At 65.8% G+C, this 24,233-nt stretch carries 22 protein-coding genes; 11 read left to right on the top strand and 11 right to left on the bottom strand.

Annotated elements, in window-relative coordinates:
- Positions 1–97: 97 nt before the first annotated feature.
- Genes ABD301_RS12645 through ABD301_RS12635 form a run of 3 tightly spaced genes read right to left on the bottom strand, consistent with a single transcriptional unit; the run spans position 98 to position 3,799 of the window.
- Positions 98–1,006 (bottom strand): MBL fold metallo-hydrolase, encoded by a 909-nt coding sequence (locus tag ABD301_RS12645; protein ID WP_344310090.1) that lies wholly within the window; start codon positions 1,004–1,006, stop codon positions 98–100.
- Positions 996–2,141: an acyl-CoA dehydrogenase family protein gene (locus ABD301_RS12640; protein ID WP_344310087.1), complete on the bottom strand. Its 1,146-nt coding sequence runs from the start codon at positions 2,139–2,141 to the stop codon at positions 996–998. The genes ABD301_RS12645 and ABD301_RS12640 overlap by 11 nt, the downstream gene beginning before the upstream one ends.
- A complete protein-coding gene (locus tag ABD301_RS12635) occupies positions 2,141–3,799 on the bottom strand; it encodes an AMP-binding protein (protein WP_344310085.1) in 1,659 nt (552 codons plus the stop codon). Before ABD301_RS12635 ends, ABD301_RS12640 begins: the two co-directional genes overlap by 1 nt.
- A 244-nt stretch (positions 3,800–4,043) precedes the next feature.
- Here ABD301_RS12635 and ABD301_RS12630 point away from each other — a divergent pair, with 244 nt between their 5' ends.
- Positions 4,044–5,651 (top strand): AMP-binding protein, encoded by a 1,608-nt coding sequence (locus tag ABD301_RS12630; protein WP_344310083.1) that lies wholly within the window; start codon positions 4,044–4,046, stop codon positions 5,649–5,651.
- A gap of 45 nt (positions 5,652–5,696) precedes the next feature.
- On the opposite strand, the gene ABD301_RS12625 is transcribed toward ABD301_RS12630, so the two are convergent.
- On the bottom strand, positions 5,697–6,743 hold the full coding sequence (locus ABD301_RS12625) for a ketoacyl-ACP synthase III family protein (RefSeq protein ID WP_344310081.1): 1,047 nt from the start codon (positions 6,741–6,743) through the stop codon (positions 5,697–5,699).
- 66 nt (positions 6,744–6,809) lie between these two features.
- Here ABD301_RS12625 and ABD301_RS12620 point away from each other — a divergent pair, with 66 nt between their 5' ends.
- Positions 6,810–9,122: a lantibiotic dehydratase gene (locus tag ABD301_RS12620; protein ID WP_344310079.1), complete on the top strand. Its 2,313-nt coding sequence runs from the start codon at positions 6,810–6,812 to the stop codon at positions 9,120–9,122.
- Here ABD301_RS12620 and ABD301_RS12615 read toward each other — a convergent pair.
- Positions 9,089–10,534 carry an MFS transporter gene (locus ABD301_RS12615; RefSeq protein ID WP_344310077.1) on the bottom strand — a complete coding sequence of 482 codons (1,446 nt, stop codon included), beginning with the start codon at positions 10,532–10,534 and terminating at the stop codon, positions 9,089–9,091. The two genes, ABD301_RS12620 and ABD301_RS12615, sit on opposite strands and share 34 nt — an antisense overlap.
- 244 nt (positions 10,535–10,778) lie before the next feature.
- Between ABD301_RS12615 and ABD301_RS12610 the strand changes: the two genes are divergently transcribed.
- Positions 10,779–11,414, top strand: coding sequence for a C39 family peptidase (locus ABD301_RS12610; protein ID WP_344310075.1), 636 nt, complete (start codon positions 10,779–10,781; stop codon positions 11,412–11,414).
- Between the two features lie 47 nt (positions 11,415–11,461).
- On the opposite strand, the gene ABD301_RS12605 is transcribed toward ABD301_RS12610, so the two are convergent.
- The 3 genes from ABD301_RS12605 to ABD301_RS12595 all read right to left on the bottom strand — a co-directional run bounded on the left by ABD301_RS12605 (position 11,462) and on the right by ABD301_RS12595 (position 13,358).
- Positions 11,462–12,469, bottom strand: coding sequence for a hypothetical protein (locus ABD301_RS12605; RefSeq protein WP_344310073.1), 1,008 nt, complete (start codon positions 12,467–12,469; stop codon positions 11,462–11,464).
- 22 nt (positions 12,470–12,491) lie between these two features.
- A complete protein-coding gene (locus tag ABD301_RS12600; RefSeq protein ID WP_344310071.1) occupies positions 12,492–12,752 on the bottom strand; it encodes a hypothetical protein in 261 nt (86 codons plus the stop codon).
- Positions 12,753–12,815: 63 nt separating this feature from the next.
- Positions 12,816–13,358, bottom strand: a complete 543-nt coding sequence (locus tag ABD301_RS12595; RefSeq protein WP_279581078.1) for a TetR/AcrR family transcriptional regulator — start codon at positions 13,356–13,358, stop codon at positions 12,816–12,818.
- A 76-nt stretch (positions 13,359–13,434) separates the two neighbouring features.
- Between ABD301_RS12595 and ABD301_RS12590 the strand changes: the two genes are divergently transcribed.
- From ABD301_RS12590 to ABD301_RS12575, 4 genes are all read left to right on the top strand, one after another.
- Positions 13,435–13,851: a hypothetical protein gene (locus ABD301_RS12590; protein WP_344310066.1), complete on the top strand. Its 417-nt coding sequence runs from the start codon at positions 13,435–13,437 to the stop codon at positions 13,849–13,851.
- Entirely contained in the window at positions 13,848–14,504 is a 657-nt protein-coding gene (gene lexA, locus ABD301_RS12585) for a transcriptional repressor LexA (RefSeq protein ID WP_344310064.1), read from the top strand. The genes ABD301_RS12590 and lexA overlap by 4 nt, the downstream gene beginning before the upstream one ends.
- Before the next feature lie 65 nt (positions 14,505–14,569).
- Positions 14,570–15,574 (top strand): LacI family DNA-binding transcriptional regulator, encoded by a 1,005-nt coding sequence (locus ABD301_RS12580; RefSeq protein WP_344310062.1) that lies wholly within the window; start codon positions 14,570–14,572, stop codon positions 15,572–15,574.
- A gap of 110 nt (positions 15,575–15,684) precedes the next feature.
- Entirely contained in the window at positions 15,685–16,122 is a 438-nt protein-coding gene (locus ABD301_RS12575) for a VOC family protein (protein ID WP_344310060.1), read from the top strand.
- A 3-nt stretch (positions 16,123–16,125) separates the two neighbouring features.
- Here the strand turns inward: ABD301_RS12575 and ABD301_RS12570 are convergent, their stop codons facing one another.
- Entirely contained in the window at positions 16,126–16,734 is a 609-nt protein-coding gene (locus ABD301_RS12570; RefSeq protein WP_344310058.1) for a hypothetical protein, read from the bottom strand.
- A gap of 636 nt (positions 16,735–17,370) precedes the next feature.
- On the opposite strand from ABD301_RS12570, the gene ABD301_RS12565 reads away from it, so the two are divergent.
- From ABD301_RS12565 to ABD301_RS12550, 4 genes are all read left to right on the top strand, one after another.
- On the top strand, positions 17,371–19,782 hold the full coding sequence (locus ABD301_RS12565) for a protein kinase domain-containing protein (protein ID WP_344310056.1): 2,412 nt from the start codon (positions 17,371–17,373) through the stop codon (positions 19,780–19,782).
- Positions 19,783–20,018: 236 nt separating this feature from the next.
- Positions 20,019–21,146 (top strand): sensor histidine kinase, encoded by a 1,128-nt coding sequence (locus tag ABD301_RS12560; RefSeq protein ID WP_344310054.1) that lies wholly within the window; start codon positions 20,019–20,021, stop codon positions 21,144–21,146.
- Positions 21,143–21,796, top strand: coding sequence for a response regulator (locus ABD301_RS12555; RefSeq protein ID WP_163569465.1), 654 nt, complete (start codon positions 21,143–21,145; stop codon positions 21,794–21,796). Before ABD301_RS12560 ends, ABD301_RS12555 begins: the two co-directional genes overlap by 4 nt.
- Positions 21,797–21,871: 75 nt before the next feature.
- The gene (locus ABD301_RS12550; protein ID WP_163569464.1) at positions 21,872–22,417 is read left to right on the top strand and encodes a GrpB family protein; all 546 of its coding nucleotides are present in this window, start codon (positions 21,872–21,874) and stop codon (positions 22,415–22,417) included.
- Between the two features lie 251 nt (positions 22,418–22,668).
- Here ABD301_RS12550 and ABD301_RS12545 read toward each other — a convergent pair whose 3' ends face one another.
- Both ABD301_RS12545 and ABD301_RS12540 read right to left on the bottom strand, forming a co-directional pair.
- Positions 22,669–23,229 carry an RICIN domain-containing protein gene (locus tag ABD301_RS12545; RefSeq protein ID WP_344310050.1) on the bottom strand — a complete coding sequence of 187 codons (561 nt, stop codon included), beginning with the start codon at positions 23,227–23,229 and terminating at the stop codon, positions 22,669–22,671.
- A 220-nt stretch (positions 23,230–23,449) separates the two neighbouring features.
- Positions 23,450–23,854, bottom strand: coding sequence for a hypothetical protein (locus ABD301_RS12540; RefSeq protein WP_344310048.1), 405 nt, complete (start codon positions 23,852–23,854; stop codon positions 23,450–23,452).
- Positions 23,855–24,233 lie beyond the last annotated feature (379 nt).

Raw genomic sequence — 24,233 nt, 5'->3', positions numbered from 1 at the left:
CTCCAAAACAGTGAGTGCCGGACAAAGTCCCGCACTCGGCGCTGAGTGTGGGATAAAGTCCCGCACTCGGCGACAACGGCGGCCAGCGTCGGGAGAGTTAAGTGAGTTGCCGGGTGGCCCATAGATGGAGGCCGGCGGCGTTCGCACTGTAGCCGCCGGTGGAGGCGAAGCGGGCCGGGTTTTCCAGCGGCAGACCCTCCTCCGCACCGAAAAGCCGCAACAGCTCGGCCTCCAGGGCGGCCGCGTCCTGGCCGTCGGCGACCGCTTTCTCGGCGGCCGCGCACCAACGGCCGAGCCGGTCGGTCAGATCGGCCAAATACGGCAGCGGCTCAGTTACCACGCCGAAATGCGTGAGAACCAGCCGTGCCGGCGCCAGCGCGGCCATCCGGTCCAGGCTTGCCCGGGAATCGGCGGCGGAAAAGGACGGTGGTGGGGTGCTGGGCCGGGGCGTACGCATTTCCGGCAGTCGTACGCCGGCCGCGTCGCCGGTGAAAAGGGTTCCGTCGCTGGTGTCCAGCACGGCCACGTGGTGTGGCGCGTGGCCGGGAGTGTGAAGTGCGGTCAGTTGGCGCTCACCGAGATCGACCGTGTCGCCGTCGGCGAGCACTCGGATCCGGTCCGCCGGGATCGGTGTCATGTGGCCATAAACCGTGTCCATGAGAGGTCCGTGCACTTGGCGCGCGCTCGCCTCCAGCCGGCTCGGGTCGACGAGGTGCTTGGCGCCCGACGGGTGCACCATCACCGTGGCGGACGGGAATCGGCGGGCCAGTTCGCCAGCGCCGCCGGCGTGGTCGAGGTGGACGTGGGTGACCACGATCGCGGCCAGGTCACCCGGACCGATGCCGAGCGCGGTCAACGCCTCGGCGACTCTTTCGCCGGCCAACCCAACACCCGACTCGACCAGTGCCGGCCGCGATCCGGTGAGCAGGAAAACCCCGTTGTGGTCGGGGTCGCCGGCCATTTCCGAGTCCAGTACGAGCACGCCGTCGGTCAGCTCAGGGAGCACTGTCGCGCCCCAACAATTCCCGCGTCACCACGAGTTTGGTCGCGTTTTCGGTGCCGTCGGCCAGTTGCAGCCCAATAATGTCGCGCAGCCGGCGGGCCAGCGGCGCGTCCTCGCTGTAGCCTTCGTGACCGAAGGTGATCAGCGCCTGGTTGGCCGCCTCCATCGCCACCTTCGGCGCCCACCATTTGGCCATGTTCGCCTCGGCCCGATGCCGCAATCCCGCGTCGTTGCGCCACAACGCCTCGTACGTGAGCAGCCGTGCCGCGTGTACGAGGGTGGCCTGTTCGGCCAGCGGAAACGACACCCCCTGGAATTTTCCAATCGGCTGTCCGAAAGCCTGCCGGCTGCCGGCCCGCTCGTACGCCTCACGCAAGGAAGCGCCGGCCGCGCCCAGAGCCATCAGTGAGATGAGCGCCCGCGAGTAGTCGAAGCCGCGCATCACTTGTACGAAGCCCAAACCCGGCCCGCCGACCACCTCGCCGGCACCGACCGGCAAGCCGTCGAAAACCAGCCGCGATCGGCGCGCCGCCCGTGACCCGAGGTCGTTCATCGACGTACGAGTGACTCGCGGATCGTCCAGCGCGGCATAGAAAGCCGTGATGCCGGTCGCGCCTTCGTCACCGGTACGCGCGAAAATCAGCCCATGCGTGGCGTACGCGCCAATCATGATCGACGTTTTCTCGCCGGTCAGCCGCCACCCGTCGCCGTCGGGCTCAGCGGTCATCTGGATGTGTGCCGCGTCGGTGCCGTGTTCGGGCTCGGTCAGGCAGAGCGCCACGATCGCCTCGCCGGCCGCGATCGGTGGCAGCCAGCTGGTTTTCTGCGTTTGATTGGCGTTGGCGTGCAGAACGCCACCAATCAGCGCCGCGTTGAGCACTGGGTAGCCGACTGCCACATCGCCGGCGGCCAGCTCTTCCAATACCAGCCCGGTGGTGACGGCGTCCCGGTCGGTGCCGCCGTACTCGGTTCCGATTCGCAGCCCGAAAAGTCCTTCGGCGGCCATCGCCGGCAGCAGCTTTTCCTCGTATTGCGAGGCCTGGTCCCGAGCGGCCGCGCCGGGCGCGACCTGTTCCTGGGCAAACGCCTGGACGCGCTTGGCCAACTCGAGTTGGTCAGCGGTGAACTCGAAATGCATCAGACTTCCCCCGCCAGCTGCTCACGCAGTACGAATTTCTGCACCTTGCCGGACGGCGTCTTGGGCAGTTCGGTCACCAACTCCAGGCGTTCCGGCCAGTATTGTTTGGCCATCCCGGTCTCCGCCAGATACCCGCAGAGATCCGCCAGTGTTGGTGCGGTTTCCGCGGGAATGACCACTGCGCACGCACGTTCGCCGAGCCGTTCGTCCGGATAGCCGACGACCGCGATCTCCTTGACCGCCGGGTGCCGCAGCAAGGCCGCCTCAACCTCGACCACCGGGATCTTTTCGGCGCCTCGGTTGATCAAGTCCTTCACCCGGCCGGCGATTCGTACGCCACCGTGGCCGTCGTCCCGCGCCAGGTCGCCAGTGTCGAACCAGCCGTCGGCGGTCATCGAAGCCGCGTAGAGCTCGGGCCGACGATAATAGCCGAGACATTGTCCGGCGCCCCGGCACTGCAACCGGCCAATGGCGCCGGCTGGTACGGGCTGGTCCTGAGCGTCGACGATCCGTACCCACATTCCGGGCACCGTGCTGCCGTCACTTTCGGCTGCCCGCAGGGCCGGATCCTCAGGCCGGGTGATCGTGACGCCACCGTTTTCGGTCATTCCCCACAATGCGTAAACCCGGCACCCGAGGACTTCGGCCGCGTTTTCCACCAAAACCGGCGCTATCGGAGCGCTGCCGGTGGCGAAGGTGGCCAGCGCGGACAGGTCCCGGCCGGTGCTGCGCTGAGTGGCGATCAGGTCGGCCAGAAACGTCGGCGCGCCCATGAAAAACGTGACTTTCTGCTCTTCCAGAATGCGCAGCATGAGATCCGGCTGCCACTGGTCCACTTGGACGGCGGTGGCGCCGAGCAACAAGGGCATCAGCAGATTCCAGGTGAAGCCGGCCTGGTGCGTGGTCGGCGACCCCATCGCGGTGACCTCGTCCGCGGACAGGTGCAGCACGTCCGCCTGTGCTTTGTCAATCGCATAAAGGGTGTTGTGAGTGTGGGTCACCCCTTTGGGCTCGCCGGTGGTGCCGGAGGTGAACATCACCTGCGCCACATCGCCGGCTTTCGCCTCGCGTTCGTCCAACAAAGCTGCCGGGAATTCGGCCGTACGGTCCCGGCCATAGAGATCGCGGTAGAAGTCGACCACAGCGGGGTCGTCGGTGGGCACATCCTCGCCCACCAACACCCGATGGCGCAGGGTTGGCACCGCCGCGGCGACCTCGGCGGCCATCGCGCCGTAGTCGAACCGGTGCCAGCTGGTCGGACCGATATAGACCGGACTTTCGGTGACACCCAACATGAATTCGAGCTCGCGGCGGCGCATGGTGGGCAACACGGGCGAAACCGCGGCACCGGCCCGCGCGCAGGCCAGGATCAGTGCGCACAGCGGCCAACCATTGGGCAGCTGTACGGTCACCACGTCACCAGGTCGTACGCCGAGACCAATCAGACCGGCTGCCAACCGGTCAACTCGCCGCGACAATTCGGCATAGCTGAGCACGTCCGGCTCACTGCCGTCGATATGCCAGCAGACCAACGCGGTCTTGGTGGGAGTGGTTTTCACGGCACGACGCAGGTCGTCAATGATGGTGCCGTCCCGCCACCAACCGCTTTCCAGGTATTCCGGTGCATCACCGCCTGGTCTCGCCTCGATAATCGACAAGGCAGCAACCCTTTCCGGTCCACCGGTACGGACAATTATTGTCCATGGCCGATAGTCATCGTATGGGCTGGTGGCGGATATCCTGACGGGATCACGAAAATGACCACTACGTTGGCCCATAAGGGTCACTATGAAGGTGAAGTTATCGTTGCATTGACGCTTTGACCACTTTGCCCGCCTAAGGCGGTTTTCGGGCAGACAGACAGCTTTGACTCAGCGCTAACGGACAAGAGGTGGTGTGCCGATGGGGCAGAAAGAATCCGATTATCGTGCGCTCGGGCGGTGGCGCGACGAGACGTTTCTGGACGATCTAGAAAAAGATGTCCGGATCCGGCCGGACAAGGTCGCGGTGATTACCCGGCGCATCGGTACGGGCGAAACCCACAAGATCACGTATGCCGAGCTTTCCCGGTTCGCCGATCGTTGCGCGGCCGCGATCGGCGCGCTCGGTCTCCAACGCGGCGACACCCTTGCGGTGCATCTCGACAACCGCTGGGAGATCGCCCCGCTGGCGTTGGGGTGTTTGCGGGCCGGCGTACGAATTTGCCCGTTGGTGCCGGTTTACCGCCACCGCGAGCTGTCGACCATGCTTGGCCTCACCGAGGCCAGCGCGCTGATTACGATGTCCGAGATCGGTGGCGACGACCTCACGTCGATGATCACCGAATTGCTCGCCGAGCTGCCGACGCTGAAACACGTCGCGGTCGCTGGTGACCGCAGGCCAGCCGGCACCCTCGACTTCGACGAGTATTTCTTCGGTACGCCATGGGAGCACACGCATCCCGTGCAGACCGCGCCACTGGAGCCGGACGACCCATATCTGGTGCTTTTCACGTCCGGGACCACCGGCGAGCCGAAAGGCGTGCTGCACAGCCAGAACACCCTCTACGCGGGTGTGCTCGCGGAGATCGACGTGTTCGGTCTGGATGACTCGTTGGTGGTTCTGACGACGTCGTCGTACACGCATTATGTCGGTTTCGTGCAGGGCATGCTGCTGCCCATCCACCTCGGCGGCACGGCGGTTTTCCAGGACACCGGCGAAGGCCACGCGGTGGTGGACCTGGTCGCCGAGCACGACGTGACTTTCCTTTACTCGGCGCCAGCTTTCCTGCGTGGCGTGCTGGATGCCCAGTCCGAGCGGCCCCGCGACACCGCCGCCCTGCGGGTGCTGGTGTCCGGTTCGGCGCCGATTCTGCCGCAGTTCGTGGACGAGGTGCGCAAGGCCTTCGGCGTACGGCTGCATTCGCTTTTCGGCATGACCGAGAACGGTCCGGTCACTATCAGTCGGCTGGAAGACCCGGACGACTGGGCCGCGCGCTCGGATGGCCACCCGACGCCCGGCACCGAGGTCCGCATCGAGGAACTGCCCGAACAACCGGACGGCGGCGGCGTGCTGTGGGTTCGCGGCCCCACCCAGTGCCTTGGCTACGACCGGCGCGAGGACGTGTACGCGGCTTCGGTGGACGCCGACGGCTGGTTCACCACCGGCGACATCGCCCGCCCGGACGGCCGTGGCGGCATCCGGATCGCCGGCCGGGCCAGGGACATGATCCTGCGGCAGTCGTTCGTGGTGCCGGTGAGCGACCTGGAAGCGCTCACCGCCGAGCTCCCGAAGGTCCGCGAGGCGACCGTGGTGGGCTACCCGGACGGCCTCGGTGACGAGGTGATCTGCGCGATCGTCACCTGCTACGACGCCCCAGTCACCCTCGATGAGCTGCAGGAACACCTGCGTACGGCGGGGATGACCAAGACCTACTGGCCGACCAGGTTGGAGATCCGCGACGAGCTGCCCAAGACCGCGATGGGCAAGGTCCGCAAGACCGAGCTGCGCGCCGAACTCATGGCGGGCTGAGGCGTACGTACGTCTGCATCGACCAACGGGTCGATGCAGACGCTCTCAGCGCTGGGGCGTCCAGTCCGGGCGCTCGAGGATCTCCAGGACCGCGCAGGACCAGGCCATGCCGATGCCAATGCCCACCAGCAGGACCTGGTCGCCGGCGTTGACCTGGTCGTTCTCCAGCAGGTCGGCGAGCCCGAGGAACTGGTCGGCGGTGCCGATATGGCCGGTGCGCCGGCCCCATTCCCAGGTCGTCACCGGCAGTTCCAGGCCGAGCGGTGCCAGGTAGTAGTCGGTGATAGTGGCCAGCGAGACGTTCGGGAAGACCACCCGGGTCACATCCGACAGCTTGCGGCCGGCCTCGTCCAAGGTCCGCTCGACCGCGTCGGTGAGCCCGTCGACGGACAGGTTCTCCTTGCCGGCGAGTTGCCCCTGTTCCTTGTACGCGCGACGGCGGCTGCGCAGGTCGATCGGCCAGCCGGCGTGCCCGGGCTCGGTGCCGAACGGCTCGCCGGCCCGGTTCAGCCCTTCCACCACGGTGTCGCTGACGGTGGCCGCGGCGAGCAGCCGGGCGAAGCCGCCGGTCCGCGACAGCACGATGGCGGCCGCGCCATCTCCCCACACCATGTTCCGGGTATCGGCGCCCCACCGGTCGAAACCGGGTGGCTGGAAGCGGTCGGCGCACGTCACCAGCGCGGCCGGCCGCTCGCTCCCGGCCGCGACGTAGTTCGCCGCCAGTTCCAGGACGGCGACGCCATTGGACATCTGTTGTACGTCCAGGGCCGGCGCGTACCGACCGGCATTTCCCAGTAGCTCCCGGTGGATATAGGAAGCCGGCGGCCAGAAATCAATACCCTGATACCAGGACGAAGCGTGCAGTAATACCGCGACCTCTTCCGGTCCTACGCCGGCTCGCTCCAGCGCCAGCCGGCCGGCCCGTACGGCCATCTCCGGTGGCGAGTCCTGGTCGGCGACGGTGATTTCCGCGTAGTCATTGGCAACCGCGGCATCGGCCGGGTAGCGGCCGTCGGCGATCGCCTCTGCAACGTTTACCGCCGGTGGCAGCCAGCCACCGACCCCGGCGACGAACAGACTTTCGTAGCGCATCAAAGGTCCTTGGCATTATTGATGATTGGGTATGCCAACGCATGTTAGCCGTTTATATTGGCGGTCATGCCTCGTCAGGAAAAACAGCGATCCGACTCGACCGCACATTTGGTCCCGTTGCCCGGCACCGACTGGACTGTTTGGCGGGACGCCGTGTTGCGGACCGGCGGATTCCCGGCTGACGGACTGATCCGGCTGGCCGCGCCGGAAGTGGCCACGCTGGCCGATGAGGCACTGGAATCGGGAGACTATAAGGCATTCTTCGAGGCGTACGAACGGGCAAACCTGCTCTCCAGCGCCGCCATCTCGGAGATCGCCGGCGATCCGTTGTTCCGCGAGGCGGTCGCCTGGCAGAACCCAGCGCTGGTGCCGATTCTGGCCACCGTCGCGGCGGATCCGGCGCCAACCGGGAACAATCGGGCACGTCACAAACGGCGGGCTCGGGAGCTGATGGTCGCGCGATATTGGCAGCGGTACTGCGCGAAGAACGAGACCATCGGTTTTTTCGGCCCGGTCACCTGGGGTGTGGTGGACCCGCAGGCGCCGGCCGTACGGGTCAGTGCCGGTCCATCGCTGACCCGGTCCCGGGAAACTTTCCTGGAATACTGGGCACTTGACCGGTACTGTGATCAGCTGGCCGCTGATCCGGTGGTGCGGCCGTGGCTGCCGGTGACGATCCAGTCGCACCTGAGCTTCGACGAAAATGCCGCGGTGGTCCGGCATCCGGACGGGCCGATAGAGCTTTCCACCACGGAGGCCGCGCTGGTGGCCCGCTGCGACGGCCGCCCGGCGATGCACGCGGCCGCGCTGGACCTGGTCGACGACGCCACTGAAATGCTTGCGGTGTTGGACAAACTTGCCCAGCGCGGCATTGTTCGCTGGGGCGTTGACATGCCGTACAACCCGCGGGCCATTCAGGTCCTGCGAGCCACCGTTGAGGCGATCCAGGAGCCGGTCGCCGCCGAGCGGGCGCGGGCTGGGTTGGACCGGTTGGAGGCGGCCCGGGACGCGGTGAGCGAGGCGGCCGGTGACCCGGACCGGCTGGCTGCCGCGCTCGCCGTGTTGGACTCCGAGTTCACCGCGGTCACCGGTGCGGAGCCCGAACACCGGGCCGGGCAGATGTACGCCGGCCGTAAACTTTGTTACGAGGAAACGGTTCGCGATGTCGACCTGGTCGTCGGTGGGCCGTTGCTGACCGCATTGGCAGGACCGATGGCGGTGCTGTTGCCGGCCGCGCGCTGGCTGTCGGCGACGGTGGCGCGGACGTACGACGACGCTCTTCGTGATCTTTTCCTTGAACTGGCCGGCGATGCGAAAGAACTGCCGCTCAGCCAGTTCTGGGGGCCCGCGCAGGGATTGCTGACCGGTTCTGGTCGGCCGGCGGACCGGGTCGCCGTCGATTTTGCGCTAAAATGGGCGACACTGTTTGGACTGGACACCGCCGGTCCTGGCACCCGCCGGATCGAGATTCGCAGCGCGGACCTGGCAGCTCAGGTCGCCGAGTTGTTCCCGGCCGAGCGACCCGGCTGGCCCGGCGGCCGGATTCACAGCCCCGATCTCCAGATCGCCGCGACCAGCGCGCAGGCGCTGGCTCGGGGTGAATTCAGCATGGTGCTGGGGGAGATGCACGCGGCCTGGCCGACCCTGGACTGCGCGGTTTTCGTGGACCGGCACCCAGATCCGGAAAGCCTGTATGCGGCCGCGGCCGCCGACATCGGCCCGCAGATCCGGCCGCTGTATCCGACCGACTGGCCGCGCTACACCGCGCGGATCGCGCCCGTGCTGGGGCGTACGGACGAGCAGTTCGCCTTTGCCGCGGCACCTGGCGGCGACCCGGCCCGGCTGCTGCCGATCACCGCTTTCACCTTGATGGAGCGCGAAGGCGTGGTGGTTGCGGTGGGTGCCGATGGGTCCAGCCGGCCGCTGGCTGATTTTTTCGCGCTACTGATGGGATGGCTGGCCACCGACGCATTCCGCCTCACTTCCGGCGGCGCGTACAGCCCGCGGGTCACGCTGGACCGGCTGGTCGTTGGGCGGGAGACGTGGCGCACGACCGTCGGCGAGACTGGCCTCGGCAAGGTGGTTGGCCAGCAGGATCAGTTTCTCGCCGGCCGTCGGTTCCGGCGCCGGATGGGCATGCCGGAGCGGGTTTTCGTACGGTTGAGCAGCGAGATCAAACCGGTCTACGTGGATTTCACCAGCCCGCGCTACATTTCGTCCTGCTGCGCGATGTTCCGGGCGGCTGGCGACGACGTGGGCGTGGTGTTCTCCGAAATGCTGCCGGAGCCGGACGATGCCTGGCTGCCGGACGCCGCCGGCCGCCGGTATTTTTCCGAGCTACGCCTTCAGTTCCGTGACCCAGCCGCGCCGGCCGGCTGACCGCGTACCACGGTCACCGCGATCACCAGCAACACGATCGAAAAAACTGTGCCGGCAACAAAGGCACCGCGAATACCGGTGACCAACCCGTCCAGTTTGTCCAGGCCGGCCAGTCCCTGGCCGGCCGCCGCGAAAACGGTGACCTGGACCGCGACCCCGAGCGAGCCGCCGAACTGCTGCATGCTCTGCAACGCACCCGAGGCGGCACCGGACTGCTCGGCCGGCACCTCGGCGAGGACGACAAACGTGAGGGCGACAAAAAGCAGTCCAGCGCCCAAACCAGTCAGCACCATCGGCGCCAAAATGGCCGAGACATAGCTGCTCTCACGGGAAATCGTGCACAGCCACAGCATTCCCGCGGCGGTGATCACCGCGCCGGCCACCAACATGGGCTTGCGGCCGGTACGGGCCATCACCCGGCCAGTCAGTCGGGTAGCGGTGACCAAGATGATCGTGCTGGGAAGGAAACCCAGCCCGGTGGCCAGCGGCCCGACACCAAGCACGTCCTGCATGAACAATGGTACGAAAAACATGTAGCCGCTCATCGCCGCGGTCAGCAGCAGCCGGATCGCGTACGCGCCGGCGCGATCTCTGTTCGCGAAAAGGCTCAGCGGCATGATCGGCTGTTCGGCGCGGGATTCCACCAAAAGGAATGCCCCGAGAAGCACGATCGCGGCACTGAAGGAGCCGAGGGTCACCGGAGCGAGCCAGCCTTGCGAAGAAGCGGCGATAAAGCCGTAGACGAGCAGGACCGGTCCTATTGCTGACAAAAGTGCGCCGACCGCGTCGAACCGGCCGGAGGAGCGCGGTGACTCCGGCAGCACCAGTGGCGCGAGAATGGCCACCGCCAGCCCGATCGGTACGTTGATCCACATCACCCAGCGCCAGGACAGGGTGACCAGCGCACCGCCGACAATCAGCCCCAAAGCCATACTGCTCGCCGAAACCACGGCAAAAACGGTCAATGCACGTACGCGCGCGGGCCCTTCGGCGAAAGTCGTCGCGATGAGTCCGAGCGCGGTCGGCGCCGCGATGGCCGCGCCCACACCCATCACCGCGCGGGCCGCGATCAGCCAACCCGCGGTTGGTGCCATGCCGCCGATCGCCGCCGCGACGGTGAACAACAAAACACCGGCGACCAGCACCCGCCGCCGGCCGAGAATGTCGCCGGCCCGGCCGCCGAGCAGCAACAAGCCGCCAAAAGTCAGCGTGTACGCGTTGACCACCCACGAAAGATTCCCGGTCGACAGTGTCATGGCGGCCTGAATCTTGGGCAGCGCGATGTTCACGATCGTGCCGTCCAGCACCATCATCAGCTGGCAACACACGATGACCGCGAGGGCGAGCCCCGGATGGGCGACCCGTCCTGCCGAAGTGTTCACCGATCCATCGGTGGCAATACTTTTCGTCATTGTCCGCTTCCTATCACGGCTTTCGCACTGATAGTGGGTTTCCGGACCAATCTGCCCGTACCGGCCGAGTGTGCAGACTGGTCGGGGTGCGAAATGTCCAGCGATGCCGGCCTTTCTTGGAGCGCTTTTGGCTGAGGCTGAAACAGGCAGCGCGATCGTTGGCGGTCGCCGCATCCTGGCCGCACGGTTGTCACTGTGGAGGGATGGGAGAACGGTGATCAAACGTCAGTTTATGGTGGCGATAGTGGGGGCCACCGCCTTACTCATGGGCCTGCTGGGTTTTGGCCCGACGACGGCCAGCGCGTCAACCGATGCCATGGTGCCGGCGGGGGTTCTCGGGGCCGTGCCAGCGACCGCGAAAACACTGTCGTACAAATGGGAACGGCAGAAGTACGACTACAACTGCGGGCCGACCGCGACGAAAATGGCGCTGAGCGCCCGGATGGCATCGCCGCCGTCGCAGGACACCATCGGTGCGTGGGAGGGCACCGACGAGAATGGCACCGACGACATTTCCAACGTTGTTTCCGCGCTCAACCACTACCTGAACACCGGTTGGTACGCGCGAAAGCCGATCAGCGATCCACCCACGGCGGCGCAGCGCGCCTTGCTCAAGCAAGATCTGGTTTTCGATATCGACCACGGCTACGCGATGGTCGGGAATGTGGTCAGTGGCTGGCGGCCGCCGGGCTATCCGAGCGGCACGATTTACCACTACGTGGCGATTGTCGGCTATGCGAGCAGTGGCGACAGTGCCGTCATCGCCGATCCGGCCGGCGCCGGCCCGACCGGTTCCAGCTGGCACAATGTGCCCAAGCAATACACCATCAGCACGGCCAATCTGGCCACCTGGATTGGTGAAAAGGCTTACGCGGCTTGAGATTCGCTGGCCCGGCCTGAGGGTTGGGAAACACGGCCCAGGCCGGGTCAGCGATTCGGTGCCCAGTCGCGAGCGGACGTGAGAGCCAGCTCGTGGTAGCCGTACAAAGCCAGCAATGATCCGTCGTGACCCGGCACGCTGAAGCTGAAATCCGAGTACGGGGTGTCGTTTCGGCCATGTGGAGTGGGATAGAAGTCTTCGACCGTGCCGACCGGATGCCCGGCCAGGGAGATTTCGTCGGCGATCTCCATGGTGTCGAGATCAACGATGACGATCAGCCCGTTGGACGAATTCCAGCTGGCATAGCCGTCAGGCAGCAGCTGTACGTCATTGCCGGCTCCGTCGTCGGTTTCCTCGTCCGGCTGCACTTTCGCCCACTCCAGTCGTCCTGATTCTTGGCCGCTCGGCCATTCGACCCGTACGAGCGCACTTTCCTGCGCATAGACGAACCAGTCGCCCTCTGGTCCGAAGACCGGCGGAGTGTGGTCTTGGGAGCAGGGCAGTACTTGGTGGACGAGGCTGGTGTTTTCCTTGCGAAACAGCCAACTCTGCTGGCCGTCCTGGCCGGTCGCGAACCAGACGACCATCGAGTCGTTGTCGTACGACTCGTACGGCGCGACGGCGGAGCCCCAGAACGGATCGGTCACGGTGACTGTACGCAGGACGTGATTTTCCCTGTCGCGTACGTCAATGGTCACGTTATGAGTAAAGCCGGCCGTTTCACCGCGCTCGACTGCCGTCACCCAAAGCTCGCCGTCCGAGGTCCATCGACACGAGTCCGCTCCCGGAACCGCCGCGGCGACGTTCTTCCCTTGCGGATCACCGATCCGCAGCACGTCCGCGCTGATCCAGGCCCAGGTCACCCCGTCATTGGCCAGCGCGACAGCGGAAATCCTTCCCAGGTCGACCCGCTGGACGATCTCCAGGGTGGGGCTCAGAACGGTCGCCTGTCCCTTCGCGGAGGCGGCCAGGAATCCACCGGACCACGGGTGAACGTGATATGCCCGATGGTCGAGCGTACGGCTGGCCGAGACCGGAACTTCGCGCAATGCCATGCGAAGCAGGCTACTGAGCAGGTCAGCCCAGACGGCAGGCCTGCACGTAGCCGGCGTCGTCGAGATTGACGGTGATCCGGTCCTTGATGTAGAGCGTGGTGGCGAGTTCGCCCGGGTAGATGGCCTGGATCTGCTGGGCCGGGCGGCTCGCCCGCAGGTCGTCGATCTGCATGCCGATCGTGCCAAGGCAGCGGTCTACAGGCGCGGCGACAGCGGTGGCCGGCAGCAGCAGGGCCACCGAGGCAACGGCCACCGCGGCACCGATCGCGATCTTGACGTTCATGTCCCTTGCCTCCGTAGACAGCCCGACAAATCGGGTTAAATCTATCCCAAAGTTACAGTAAGGTCACTCCAGGAGGTCGGCGAAGGCCGCGGCCGCCGCATCGGCGTGGGTGGCGTCCGGGCTCACCATCCGGTCCAACAGCAGCCCGTCGAGGGCATCCAGAATGAGATCCGCCAGCACTGGTACGCGCGCATCCGGCACGCCCAGTTCGGTCAGCGCCGTCCGGAGCAGTTCCAGCCATGGCGCGCGTAACCGCTGATGGGCGGCGGCCCAGCGGCCCGGCTCGCGGATCGACAGGACGCAGAGCTCCAAATAGAGCCCGGTGGTGCCGGCGGTGCCCGGATCCTTGAGTCTTTCCCAGGCATAGCGGACAAGTTCTGGCACGCTCGGAATGTGCAGGTCTGGCGCGTCGAAGTTCCTGACCATCTCCTGGTTGGCCAGTGCGAGCACCTCGGCGATCAGGTTTTCCTTGCTGCCGAAGTGATAGATCAGCATCCGGTCGCTGGTGCCCAGGGCCGCCGCGAGCGGCCGGAGCGACAGCCCGACCAGGCCTTGGTCCAGGACGTACGAAAGGGCCCCCTGGGCGAGTTCGGTGCGGCGCTCCACGACCGGAAGTGTAGCAACCGCTTCACATCTGATGTAGCGACCGCTACACTGGCTGCGGAACCGAAAGGAGAACCCGATGCGTACCCTCTTGCGTCTGGACGCGGCGCTGGAAACCGTGCTGGCCGCCGCTTCGTTGATGCTCGCGTACCGACTGCTGGGCACCGACCGCTGGACGCTGCCCGGCTGGCTCGGGTCGCCCGCGTTGGTCGCGTTTGCGCTGGTGCTGCTGGTTGTGGCCGTCGCGCTCGGCTGGCTGTCGGTACGTCCGGAGGCACCGGTCGTACGGATGATCGCGCTGGCCAACGGGATGACCGCGGCGATCATGCTGGTCTGGGGCCTCGCCGGCCTGGGCGCGGGCGGCCAGTTCCGTACCCTGCTGGCGGTGGCCGGCCTGCTGCTAGCGGTGCTGGCCGGCGCCCAGTTTTTTGTTGCGCAGCGGGACGACGGCCCGGTCCGGGACCGGGAAACCACCTCTTCTACCATTCGCGAGTGACCGCTGATCTCGACGCTTTTGAGCATCTGGACACCTCGACCCTGCCGGAACGGCAGCGCCGCATTCTGCTCGCGATCCGGGACTGGGTGGTTCGGTACGGCTATTCGCCGAGCACCCGGCAGATCGGCGACGCGGTCGGACTGCGGTCCTCGTCCTCGGTGTCCAAGCACCTCGCGAGCCTGGAGGAAGGCGGTTTTCTGAGGCGCAGCTCGACAATGTCGCGACCCATCGACGTCCGGGCCTTCCTGCCGGAGGCGCCCACCCGGGAGGTCTCCGATGACTCGGTCACCGTGCCGGTGGTGGGCGACATCGCTGCCGGCACCCCCATCTCGGCCGTCGAGCACGTCGACGACCTCCTCAAGCTGCCTCGCGAGCTGACCGGCCGCGGCAACGTTTTCGGTTTGCGCGTACGCGGAAACTCGATGGTCGACGCGGCGATCTGCGATGGCGACCTCGTCGTCGTACGACAGCAACAAGAGGCGTATTCAGGTCAGATCGTCGCCGCGATGATCGACGAGGAAGCCACCGTCAAGGTCTATCGCCGGCGTAACGGTCACGTTTTCCTGGAGCCGCGCAACCCCGAGTACGACGTCATCGACGGTGACAACGCTGTCGTGCTGGGCATTGTCGTCTCGGTGTTGCGCAGCGTCTGAAATCACTCGGCTTTTCGACCCGGCGGGTAAGGTGAGGCCCGGCGAAAAGCGAGTGTGGAGGCTGGATGGCGGTCACGTTGCGAGAGGTCGCCAAGCTCGCTGGCGTGTCCGTACGGACGGTGTCGAACGTCGTCAATGGGTTCCATCACGTCGCGCCGCAGACCCGGGCCCGGGTGCAGGAAGTGCTCGACCGGGTGGGCTACCAGCCGAACCTGATGGCACGGACGTTGCGCAGCGGGCGGTCCGGGATGATCGCCTTGGTGGTCCCGGAAATCGACGTTCCCTATTTCGCCGAGTTGACCCGGTCGATCATCGGCCAGGCCGAAGCGTACGGCTACACCGTGGTCGTCGACCAGACCGACGGGGATGCCGCTCGTGAGCGGGAAGTGGTGCTCGGCGGCGCACGGGCCGCGTTGTTCGACGGCCTGATCCTGAGCCCGGTGTCAATTACCGTCGACGACCTGCGGCAACGCTCCGGGGGCCCGGTTGTCCTGCTGGGCGAGCAAATCGTTGACGGCGGGTTCGACCACATCATGATCGACAATGTGGCCGCGGCGTACGAGGCGACCACCCATTTGCTGGGGCTGGGGCGGCGGCGCATCGCCGCCATCGGTTATCCGTCGGGGGAGTGGGACGGCACGACCACCATGCGAGCCCAGGGTTATCTGCGGGCGCTCGCGGAATGGGATCTTGAGGCGCCGGAGGATCTGCTCGTGAGTACGCGGTACTTGCACCGGGCGGACGGCGCCGCCGCGGCGCGGCAGTTGCTGGCGCTCCCGGAACCGCCGGACGCGCTGCTCTGTTGCAATGATCTGCTGGCGTTGGGCGCCCTCAAGGTCGCTCATGAGCAGGGCCTGGCGGTTCCCGAGGACCTGGCCATCGTCGGTTTCGACGACATCGAGGACGGTCGCTACAGCCATCCGTCGCTCACCACGATCAGTCCGGACAAGGCCCAGATCGCCGCGCTGGCCGTCGAACGGCTGATGCGCCGGCTGCGGGGAGAGGATGCCGAGCCCACCGAGTTCGTCGCCAACTACCAGCTCGCCGTCCGGGCCAGCACCGTCGGCTGAGGTGTTCGTTGCCGATGGAGTCGTGTTTGTGCGTACGGGCGGGCCTCCTGCGCCAGCACGATCTTTCCTAGGCTCACCATGGACGCAGTGGTCATGAGGAAGGAACACGCATGAGCTTCCCGAGATTCGAACACCTCGGCATCGTCGTCGACGATCTTGCCGCCGCCGTGGCTTTTTTCGGCGAACTCGGACTCAAGCTGGAAGGCGAGATGGCGCTTGAGGGCCGCGCGGTCGATCGCATCAACGGGCTCGAGGGTGTCCGTACGGACATGGCGATGATGCGGACTCCCGACGGCAATGCCGCGCTCGAGCTGCTCAAGTACAACGAGCCGCCGGCGCCGGCCGGCGACCAGCGGGCTCCGTCGAACGTGCCTGGCCTGCGTCATGTCCTTTTTGAAGTCAAGGACATCAAGGACCTCATCGACCGTCTGAAGCCGCACGGCGGCGAACTCGTCGGCGAGCTGGTGAACTACGAGGACAGCTGGTGGCTGTGCTACCTCCGAGGCCCTGCCGGGATCATCGTCGAACTGGCCGAGCGCATCAGCTGACCGTCAGCTGGCGCCGCCACAGCCTCCGCAGCCGCTCCCGCACCCTGAGTCGCCTCCGCTGCATGACGAGCCACTGCAGCCCGCCGCTTTGTTGCTGCTCTTGAGTGGGATGCCGGTAGTGAGTTCGATGCTGGCCGCCTGGGCGAACCGCGGGTCGCCCGGCCAGATCGCGGCACCGCCGTAGGTCGCCACGATCAAGCCGACTGTCGCCGCGGCGACAGTCGGCCAAGCCGTCTGCGCCAGGTGGGGCGGGAGCTGCCGACCGATGCGCCGGACCACGGCGTCGCCGCGTACGGACAGTCGACGGCCGTACAGGAGCCCGACGACCGCGGCAATGCTGGCGATGACGAATACACAGAGCGCGAATCCGCGTGGGTTGTCGCTGTCCAGCGGCGCGATCGACATACGGATGCATGCCAACACGAAGTAATAGGGAATAGCTGCTAAGGCCAGCACGAATAGCGTCACGGTGAACCATTTGTAGGCCTCGGAAGGGAAAGCCCCGTGTGCTCGCAGGCGCTCCTGGAGATCGGTGACGGCCCAAGTCACGCGGCCCGCTTCGGCGATGTCGCTGAACCGCAGTCCCGGACGCTGAGCCAGCTCCGTCCACACCGCGGCATCCAGCTGGCTGTGGCCGGGCAGGGGCCTCTCGGACCACCCGCAGCAGGTAGTGCCCCTGGCGGTCCTGGACGACGGCAGCAGCCGGTACGGGCGGAGCGATGCCAGGTGGCGGCGCGTCGTACGGCACGGCCGCGATTGACCCAGTCACGTAAAGGAACGCGGTCGAGGTGAGCACGGCCGCTTCCCTACCGCCGCGCAGGAAAGCAACGTCCTGCATCGGTGGGATCGCGATCGTACGGCTGCGGATGGCTACCCAAATCATCCTGGACCCCCTCGCCGTGAGCGCGAGGGAATCCACCAGACAGAGCACGACCACCCCGACGACGACCAAGGTACGAATGGTCATCCGCATCCCTCGTGCCTGCCGACAAAGAGTGCCAGCGCACCAATCGCAAGCTCCATACGGTGAGTGTCGCCAGGGAGACCGGCCAAGTGCGTGCCGTTACCCGATAGGTGGCCCGGGGCACCCGTGACCAGCCCCGATAGGGCACAGGTGCGCTTGGTCATGCAACCGTTTATCGTCCTATTCGCGTCATTGGCCGCCGGCGATCGAAAGGGCATGCGCGAAAGTGCTGACGCGCCTCGGAAAGCATCGGAAACACCACGGCCGGCCTAGCGTTGGGATTCGTGAATGGCGCGCCGGTTGGTGTCGGAAGTGTGATTGCTGGGCGTTACGAAATCCTGGCCTGGATCGGCGCCGGCGGCATGGCGACCGTGTGGAAGGCGCGAGACACGGTCCTTGACCGGCAAGTCGCGCTCAAGGCCGTACGGCTGCCCGCGGAACTGCCCGACGCCGCTCGGGAGGACAGTTTTACCAGGCTGCGGCGCGAAGCCCGGCTGGCCGCCAAGTTGCACCATCCGTCGATCGTCCAGGTCTACGACGTACTGACCGTCGACGAGCAACCGTGGATTGTGATGGAGTTGTTGGCGGGGCGCTCCTTGGACGACATTATCCAGGAGGACGGTCCGCTGTCGGTCGACGAAGCGGCCGCGATCGCCATCACGTTGCTGGATGCTCTCGGCGCCGCCCATGAAGCCGGTGTGCTGCACCGGGATGTCAAGCCCGCCAACGTGATGATTGACGGCGAGGGCCGGGCGACGTTGACCGATTTCGGCATCGCGTTCCAGCTTGGCGATGTCTCCACCACCGAAACGAGCTATGTGCTCGGCTCACCGGCGTATCTTGCGCCCGAGCGTTTGCATGGTGACGAGGTTGGTCCGTCCAGCGACCTCTATTCGCTGGGCGCGACCATCTATACGGCTGTGGAGGGGCGGTTACCGTACGCGCGGATCGACCAGTTGGTGACTTTGGCGGCCGTGGTCACCGATCCGCCTGACCCGATGCGGCGGGCCGGTTGGCTGGAACCGGTTTTGTTGGGCATGTTGGAGAAGGACCCGCACCGGCGATGGTCGCCTGAACGCACCCGGCGGGTTCTGACGGCCGGCCAACGATCGGCGCCACGGACTGCCTCCCGCCGGCCGGTCGACGCTCGTACGTCGACGCCGAAACCGGTCAAGACCGATGCCCGCGTCCTGCCACCGACAGATTTTCCCGCGGGCCAACCGGGATCAGGAATTCGGCCCAGCATGATGGTGACGATCCTGGCCCTGGTGCTGGGTCTCGGGATACCGATTTTCGGCTCCACGGCGCTTTACCTTCACGACACCTGGCTGAAGAGTTCGGCGAGCCGGACCGATCCCCCGTCGTGGGTGGATATCCCGTCTCCGTCCACCCGGCCGACGCCGAATGCCTTGTCGATTCCCTCGTACGCCATCGAGGGGGCCCCGGTGCCGGTTCCTGATCCCGCCAGCAAGGACGTGTTGTTGCTCGGGTACGACGTGCGACTGCATGGCGGCAATGTTTTCGTACGACGGATGACACCTCGGAACGGGAACACCGTATGGACGGGGCCGGACTTCGGTACGACCGGGGCCGGGCTGGTGTTGGCGGTTGCCGGCACTTCGGTGGCGATTAACCGAAACACGGTTGTCGGCTTCGACCCTGCCACTGGCGCCGAGCGTTGGCGCAAAACCCTGGCCGATGACCTGAAGCCTTCTTGCGACGGCCTGTGTGCGGCGGTCGTCGGCGACCACGTCGTGGTGCTGAGCCTGGATGGCACGCTCCAGTCATTCGCGTTGTCCAATGGAGCGCCGGCATGGAAGGCGCGGGTGAGCTCCAGCACCCAGTATTTGCATGCCGGCGGGGGAATGATTGCCGTCGACGACCCGACTGATGGGACGCCGGAGGTACGCGGCCTGAGATTCTTCAACGCCGCGAACGGCTCGGCTCGGACGCTGGCGCCGTCCTGTGGCGTTTTTGGCGGGACGGCCCACCCGAAACACCTCGAAGACTGGAGGTTCAGCACCGACAACCTGTCCCTGATGGTGGTTTTCACCGGCGCGTTCACCTGCTTGCAGGGTTATGACGTGGCCAGTGGCGCTAAGCGCTGGGAGCACACGTACCAAGGAGGTGGCCCAGTGCCGGTCGCCTGGGGCTCGACGCAAAGCAGTCAGGTCGGCGGCACCGAATGGACCGACAGTCCGAATCCGGACGCGCGGCTTTGGTTGGCTGACCCGTCCACCGGGGAAGTCCGAGAGCTGATCGGCAACACCGGCTATGTCCTGCATCCGCACGGGATTGTGAACGGTGTGGCTATTGTCGAGGCCACCAAACCGGCCGAAGCCGGGTACCTCTGGGGAATCGACGTCAGCAGCGGCCGCCGGCTGTGGCAGCAGCCGAGCCGAGTCCTACCGACACCAGCCAGCCAGTTGGTCAGCGTCGGTACGACGACGGTCAGCGTGATTTCCTGTGCGGGTTTCCCGGTGGACGGCGACACTGGCGGCTGCCACTACGATTCACTCAACCTGAAGTCCGGTGCCGCCTTGTGTGCCGCGCCTTTCCCTTACGGTGGGCCAATAGCCAATGTTGTAGGGGTCATTGGCAGCTCCGGTTATGACCTGGTGCAGTTGCCCAACGACAGTCTCGTGGTGGTGGACACCGCGACAGGTGTTGTCACCCATCTATTCAACGGCCCCTGACGCGATGTCCTGGCCGTGCATGGCGCAGGTTTAGCAGCTGGTGCCGGTGGCGTAAGAGCGGCCGCCGCCGCCACGGTCAGGAGTTTTGCTATCACCGCTCCAAAGTGCCCCCTCGATGAGCTGCGTACATCGGCGTACGTGCCGAGATCCGCGGTCCGACCACGGGCTGGTACGGGCCGCGGCGGATCAACCTGCGGTCAGAGGCGGCGCCTGGCCGCGGCGGATATCGTCGCCAGGTGACCGAGCTGCTGCCGCCGAACCGCCCACTGCGGGCGTGGGAGCTGGTCGCGCTGGACAGTGTGGTCGCGCTGGCGTACGCGGCGGTCTTCCTATTGAGCGCGCCCGCGTCCATCCGGATCGGGTGGTTCTGGGAGCTGGCGGTCACCGCTCTCACCGTGGGCATCGCGGTGCGCCGTTCCGCGCCGTTGCCGGTTTTCCTTGTCATGTTCGCGGTTTCGGTGGCGATGTACGTGGGTGGCGCGGATGTCGACTCGTTCTTCGCGAGCGCGTACGTGTTCTACCTGGTCGCGTTGCGCGACCGCGTACGCCGAAAGGCGTTGACCGTCACGGTCGCGACGTTGAGCGCCGCCGGGCTGGTGCTGGGCCTGGTCGCCGGCGGACCGATGGTCGGCCGGCAGGTTTCCCAAGCGGTCCTTGGAGCGGTCGCGCTCGGCACGGCATGGACGCTGGGCCGGTTGGTCCGCGACCGGCGGACCGCTCGGCGTGTTGCGGCCGAACAGCTGGCCGAGCGTGCGGTGCTGGACGAGCGGTCGCGGATCGCCCGTGAGCTGCACGACATCGTGGCGCACAGTATCGGTGTGATCGCGGTAAAAGCCGGCGTCGCCAACCACGTGATGCGAGCCCAGCCCGAGGAGGCCGAAAACGCGTTGCGGGACATCGAGACCACCAGCCGGGGTGCGCTGGCCGAGATGCGGCAGCTGCTGGGTGTCCTGCGTGCCGAGCCGGTCGAGCTCGGCGCGCCGCCTCGCGTCGCGGGCCTGCCGGACCTGGCCGCACGGGCCGAGACCGCGGGCGTACGGGTCGAGCTCACGGTCGACGGCGTCGGGGCGCTGCCGGAAGGTCTCGACCTGACCGTCTACCGCATCGTGCAGGAGGCGCTGACCAACGTGACCAAGCACGCGGCGCCGGCATCGTGCCGGGTGGTGATCAACGGTGACGGGCGCGAGGTCCGGGTCGAGGTCACCGACGACGGCACCCGCGTCTCGTCGGGCGAAGGTGGTCACGGCCTGGTCGGCATGCGGGAACGGGTCCTTATGTACGGCGGATCGTTCGCGGCCGGTCCGCGGCCGGACGGCGGGTTCGCCGTCAGCGCGCGACTTCCGTACCAGCCGGTGCCAGCGTGATCCGGGTGTTGGTGGCCGACGACCAGGCGCTGCTGCGCGGCAGCTTCCGCCTGCTCGTCGACTCGGCGCCGGACCTCGCCGCGATCGGCGAGGCGGTGACCGGCGCCGAGGCGGTCGAGCTGGCTCGGCGCGACCAACCGGACGTTGTCCTTATGGACGTACGGATGCCGGAGATGGACGGCGTCGAGGCGACCCGGCGGATCTGCGCTGAGCTGCCGGACGTACGCGTACTCGTCCTGACGATGTTCGACGTGGATGCGTCCGTCTACGCGGCTTTGCGGGCCGGCGCGAGTGGGTTCCTGCTGAAGGACACTCCACCGGCCGACTTGTTGGAGGCGATCCGGATCGTCGCGGCCGGCGACTGCCTACTCGCGCCATCGGTGACCCGGCGGCTGGTCGCGGAGTTCGTCCGGATGCCGACCGAGCCGCCGCGTCCGGTCGGGCTCGACGCACTGACCGGCCGTGAGCGCGAGGTCCTGACCCTGGTCGCCCGCGGTCTCTCGAACCCCGACATCGCGGTCCAACTGGGCCTCGGAATCGGTACGATCAAGACACACATCGGCCACCTGTTAACGAAACTCAACGCCCGTGACCGCGCACAGCTGGTGATTTCCGCGTACGAAAGCGGCCTCGTCGCCGCCCCTCGCTAGCGTTACCCGCAACGAAGGCGGGTTGGCCCGTGGCAGCAAAACTGCGGCGGTCGCCGAACGTACTAGCGTGGGCTCATGACTGGCGCTGTCCCCCCGTGGGCCTATGAGAAGGCAGAGGTGCACGCCCATGATCGCCGGTGGACTGAGACGGCCCGGATCGAGTGCTCCCGATTGGCCCGATTGATCGGACCGTGGTTGGTCGATGGTGTCGAGCATGTCGGTTCGACAGCTGTTCCTGGGCTTGCCGCCAAGCCGATCATTGATCTCATGGCGTCGGTAGCCGATCCCGATGTCGTCGTCGCCGAGGCGTCGGAGCGGCTCGCCGCGGATGGGTGGTGTTATGTTCCGCCGGAGCTGGATCAACGGCAGTGGCGACGATTTTTCGTCAAACCGGACAGCACCGGACAGCGACGGATTGCCCACCTGCATGTGATCCCCTCGGGCCATCCACGCTGGGCGGAGCAGATCGCCTTCCGGGATGCGCTTCGGCAAGACAACCGGCTGGTGAGAAGCTACGAGGACCTCAAACGGCGGCTGGCGGATCAGCACGGGCACGACCGTGAGGCGTATACGAATGCCAAGGCGGAGTTCATCGCAGAGGTGCTCCAACGCGGGTCCTAGCCACTTGCGGTTAGCGTGCGATTAGCCCAAGCGAATCAGGGGTTGATCAGGCCGTCGGGCCATGCGACCGAGGCGCTTACGCCGGAACTGAAGCAGATGTCGCGTGGCTATTCAGGCATTGAACCGACCAGAGCGGACCGCCGCCTCGGCGGTCCGCTCAGGCGCCCACCCATCGGCGGGCTGCGTTGGTGCCGCGGCCGGCCAACAACGATGAAATCACGACACCGTTGAGGCTGCCAACGGGAAACGCACTAGGTTTTGATGAACCAGCGAATAGAGTTGGGATTGACACCACAACCAGACAATCCTAGCCCAGTCCCGGGAGTTACGTCAGGATTGTCTCGAACACAGCCAAACGGGTTCGTGTTGGATTCGAATATCGCCACAGGTGTATCACCCGTCGAGTCGAGCGGGACAGACCATTTTTTATTAAGTGAGATCGGTGCGGGGGCGGCTGGACATGCGATCGTAAAGACCGATCCGTTAGTTCCGTTCGTCAGGCAACCACCGGTATTAACGTTCCTGATCCTCCACAGTGTGCCCGAGGTATTCTCCGGCGTGGTTTTCCAAGACTGAAAGCTCGAGTTGTTACACGAATGCGTACGTGTCCCGATATTGCTGTCATCCAGACATAGTCCGGTGGCCAGGTTTTCAATTATGTGCGCTTCGTTGGGATTGATCGAAGTCGGCTGGAGTGCGGCCTGAGCCGGCGAAGCAACAAGCGTAGCTGCTCCGAAACTGGCCGCCGCCAGTACGGCCCCGATCATGACGATCACCCTGTGGACTCCGCGCCAGCGTGGTTTTTGATCCATGTAGCTCATTCTCCTTCAACGAATCCGGCGGGGACCGTTCATGATCGGCCGCCTTCTCGGGTGGACTCAACCCAGGTCATGAGAGCACTCGACGCTGCCACCAGGATGCCAGGACATTGTCAGCACGATGCCGCGACGTTGTCAGCGCGATGGCGACGGCTGCTCAAAGTCGGATGGCAAAGGAGTACCCGGCGACGCAGGCACTCCCATCGATGGGCTGCTACGGACGAAACAGGCCCAGGAGGATGATGACGAGTCCGATCGGGATGAGAAGCAGGAACAGGACACCCCCGCCCACGAACTGGGCAGTCGCTGTCCGGAAGTCTTGGTAGCCAGTAGGGACCCCGTCGTCCACAACGTAATGGACACTCACCGCATCGCCGCTCTGGTAAGACCGCTCGCGGTCGGGATCACCGAGACTGACATCAGCGACCGAGACGCCGCCAACGCTGGTGAACGTCCCTCTGCATTCCTGGACCAATCCGCTCTTTCCCACCGGTACCGACCGACAAGAGGAGAGCGTCAGGATGCCGTCGACACCAGAGTGCCCGAAGTAGACCGGTACCTGCTGGATCATGAAGCCGGTCGGGACAATCCCCATCACCAGGAACCACAACCCGGCCACAACCCGAATCCAACTTCTGCGCCGCAATAACGGTGGCGGTGGTACGTGGATCCGGTTGATCGGGTCACCATTGAACATGACCCGATGGTGGCATTCGATCCGGTGGTTCCAAGTAGCCCAAAGGGCCAACTTTTGGCCCCCGATCGACCTTGCGCAGCAGAACGAGCGAGCAGGGAGATTCACCGGCGATGACGGCGGAGTCGGTCGCCATCGTCGTTGACTGGAACCGGTAGGTGAGTTCACCCAGTCTGGCGGTGCCGAGACTGTCGAGCGAACCGAGTGTTGCGCATACTAAGGAATTGGAATGAAATAACATTTTAAGTTGGCTGATTATTTGGTATTATGTCGGGGTGCCCAAGGATCGATCTGTTGAATTTGC

Origin of the sequence: Fodinicola feengrottensis (assembly GCF_039530045.1) — a bacterium.
GTDB classification, from domain to species: domain Bacteria; phylum Actinomycetota; class Actinomycetes; order Mycobacteriales; family HKI-0501; genus Fodinicola; species Fodinicola feengrottensis.
Note: the sequence above shows the minus strand (reverse complement) of the source record. Positions and strands in the feature narration are given on the sequence as shown.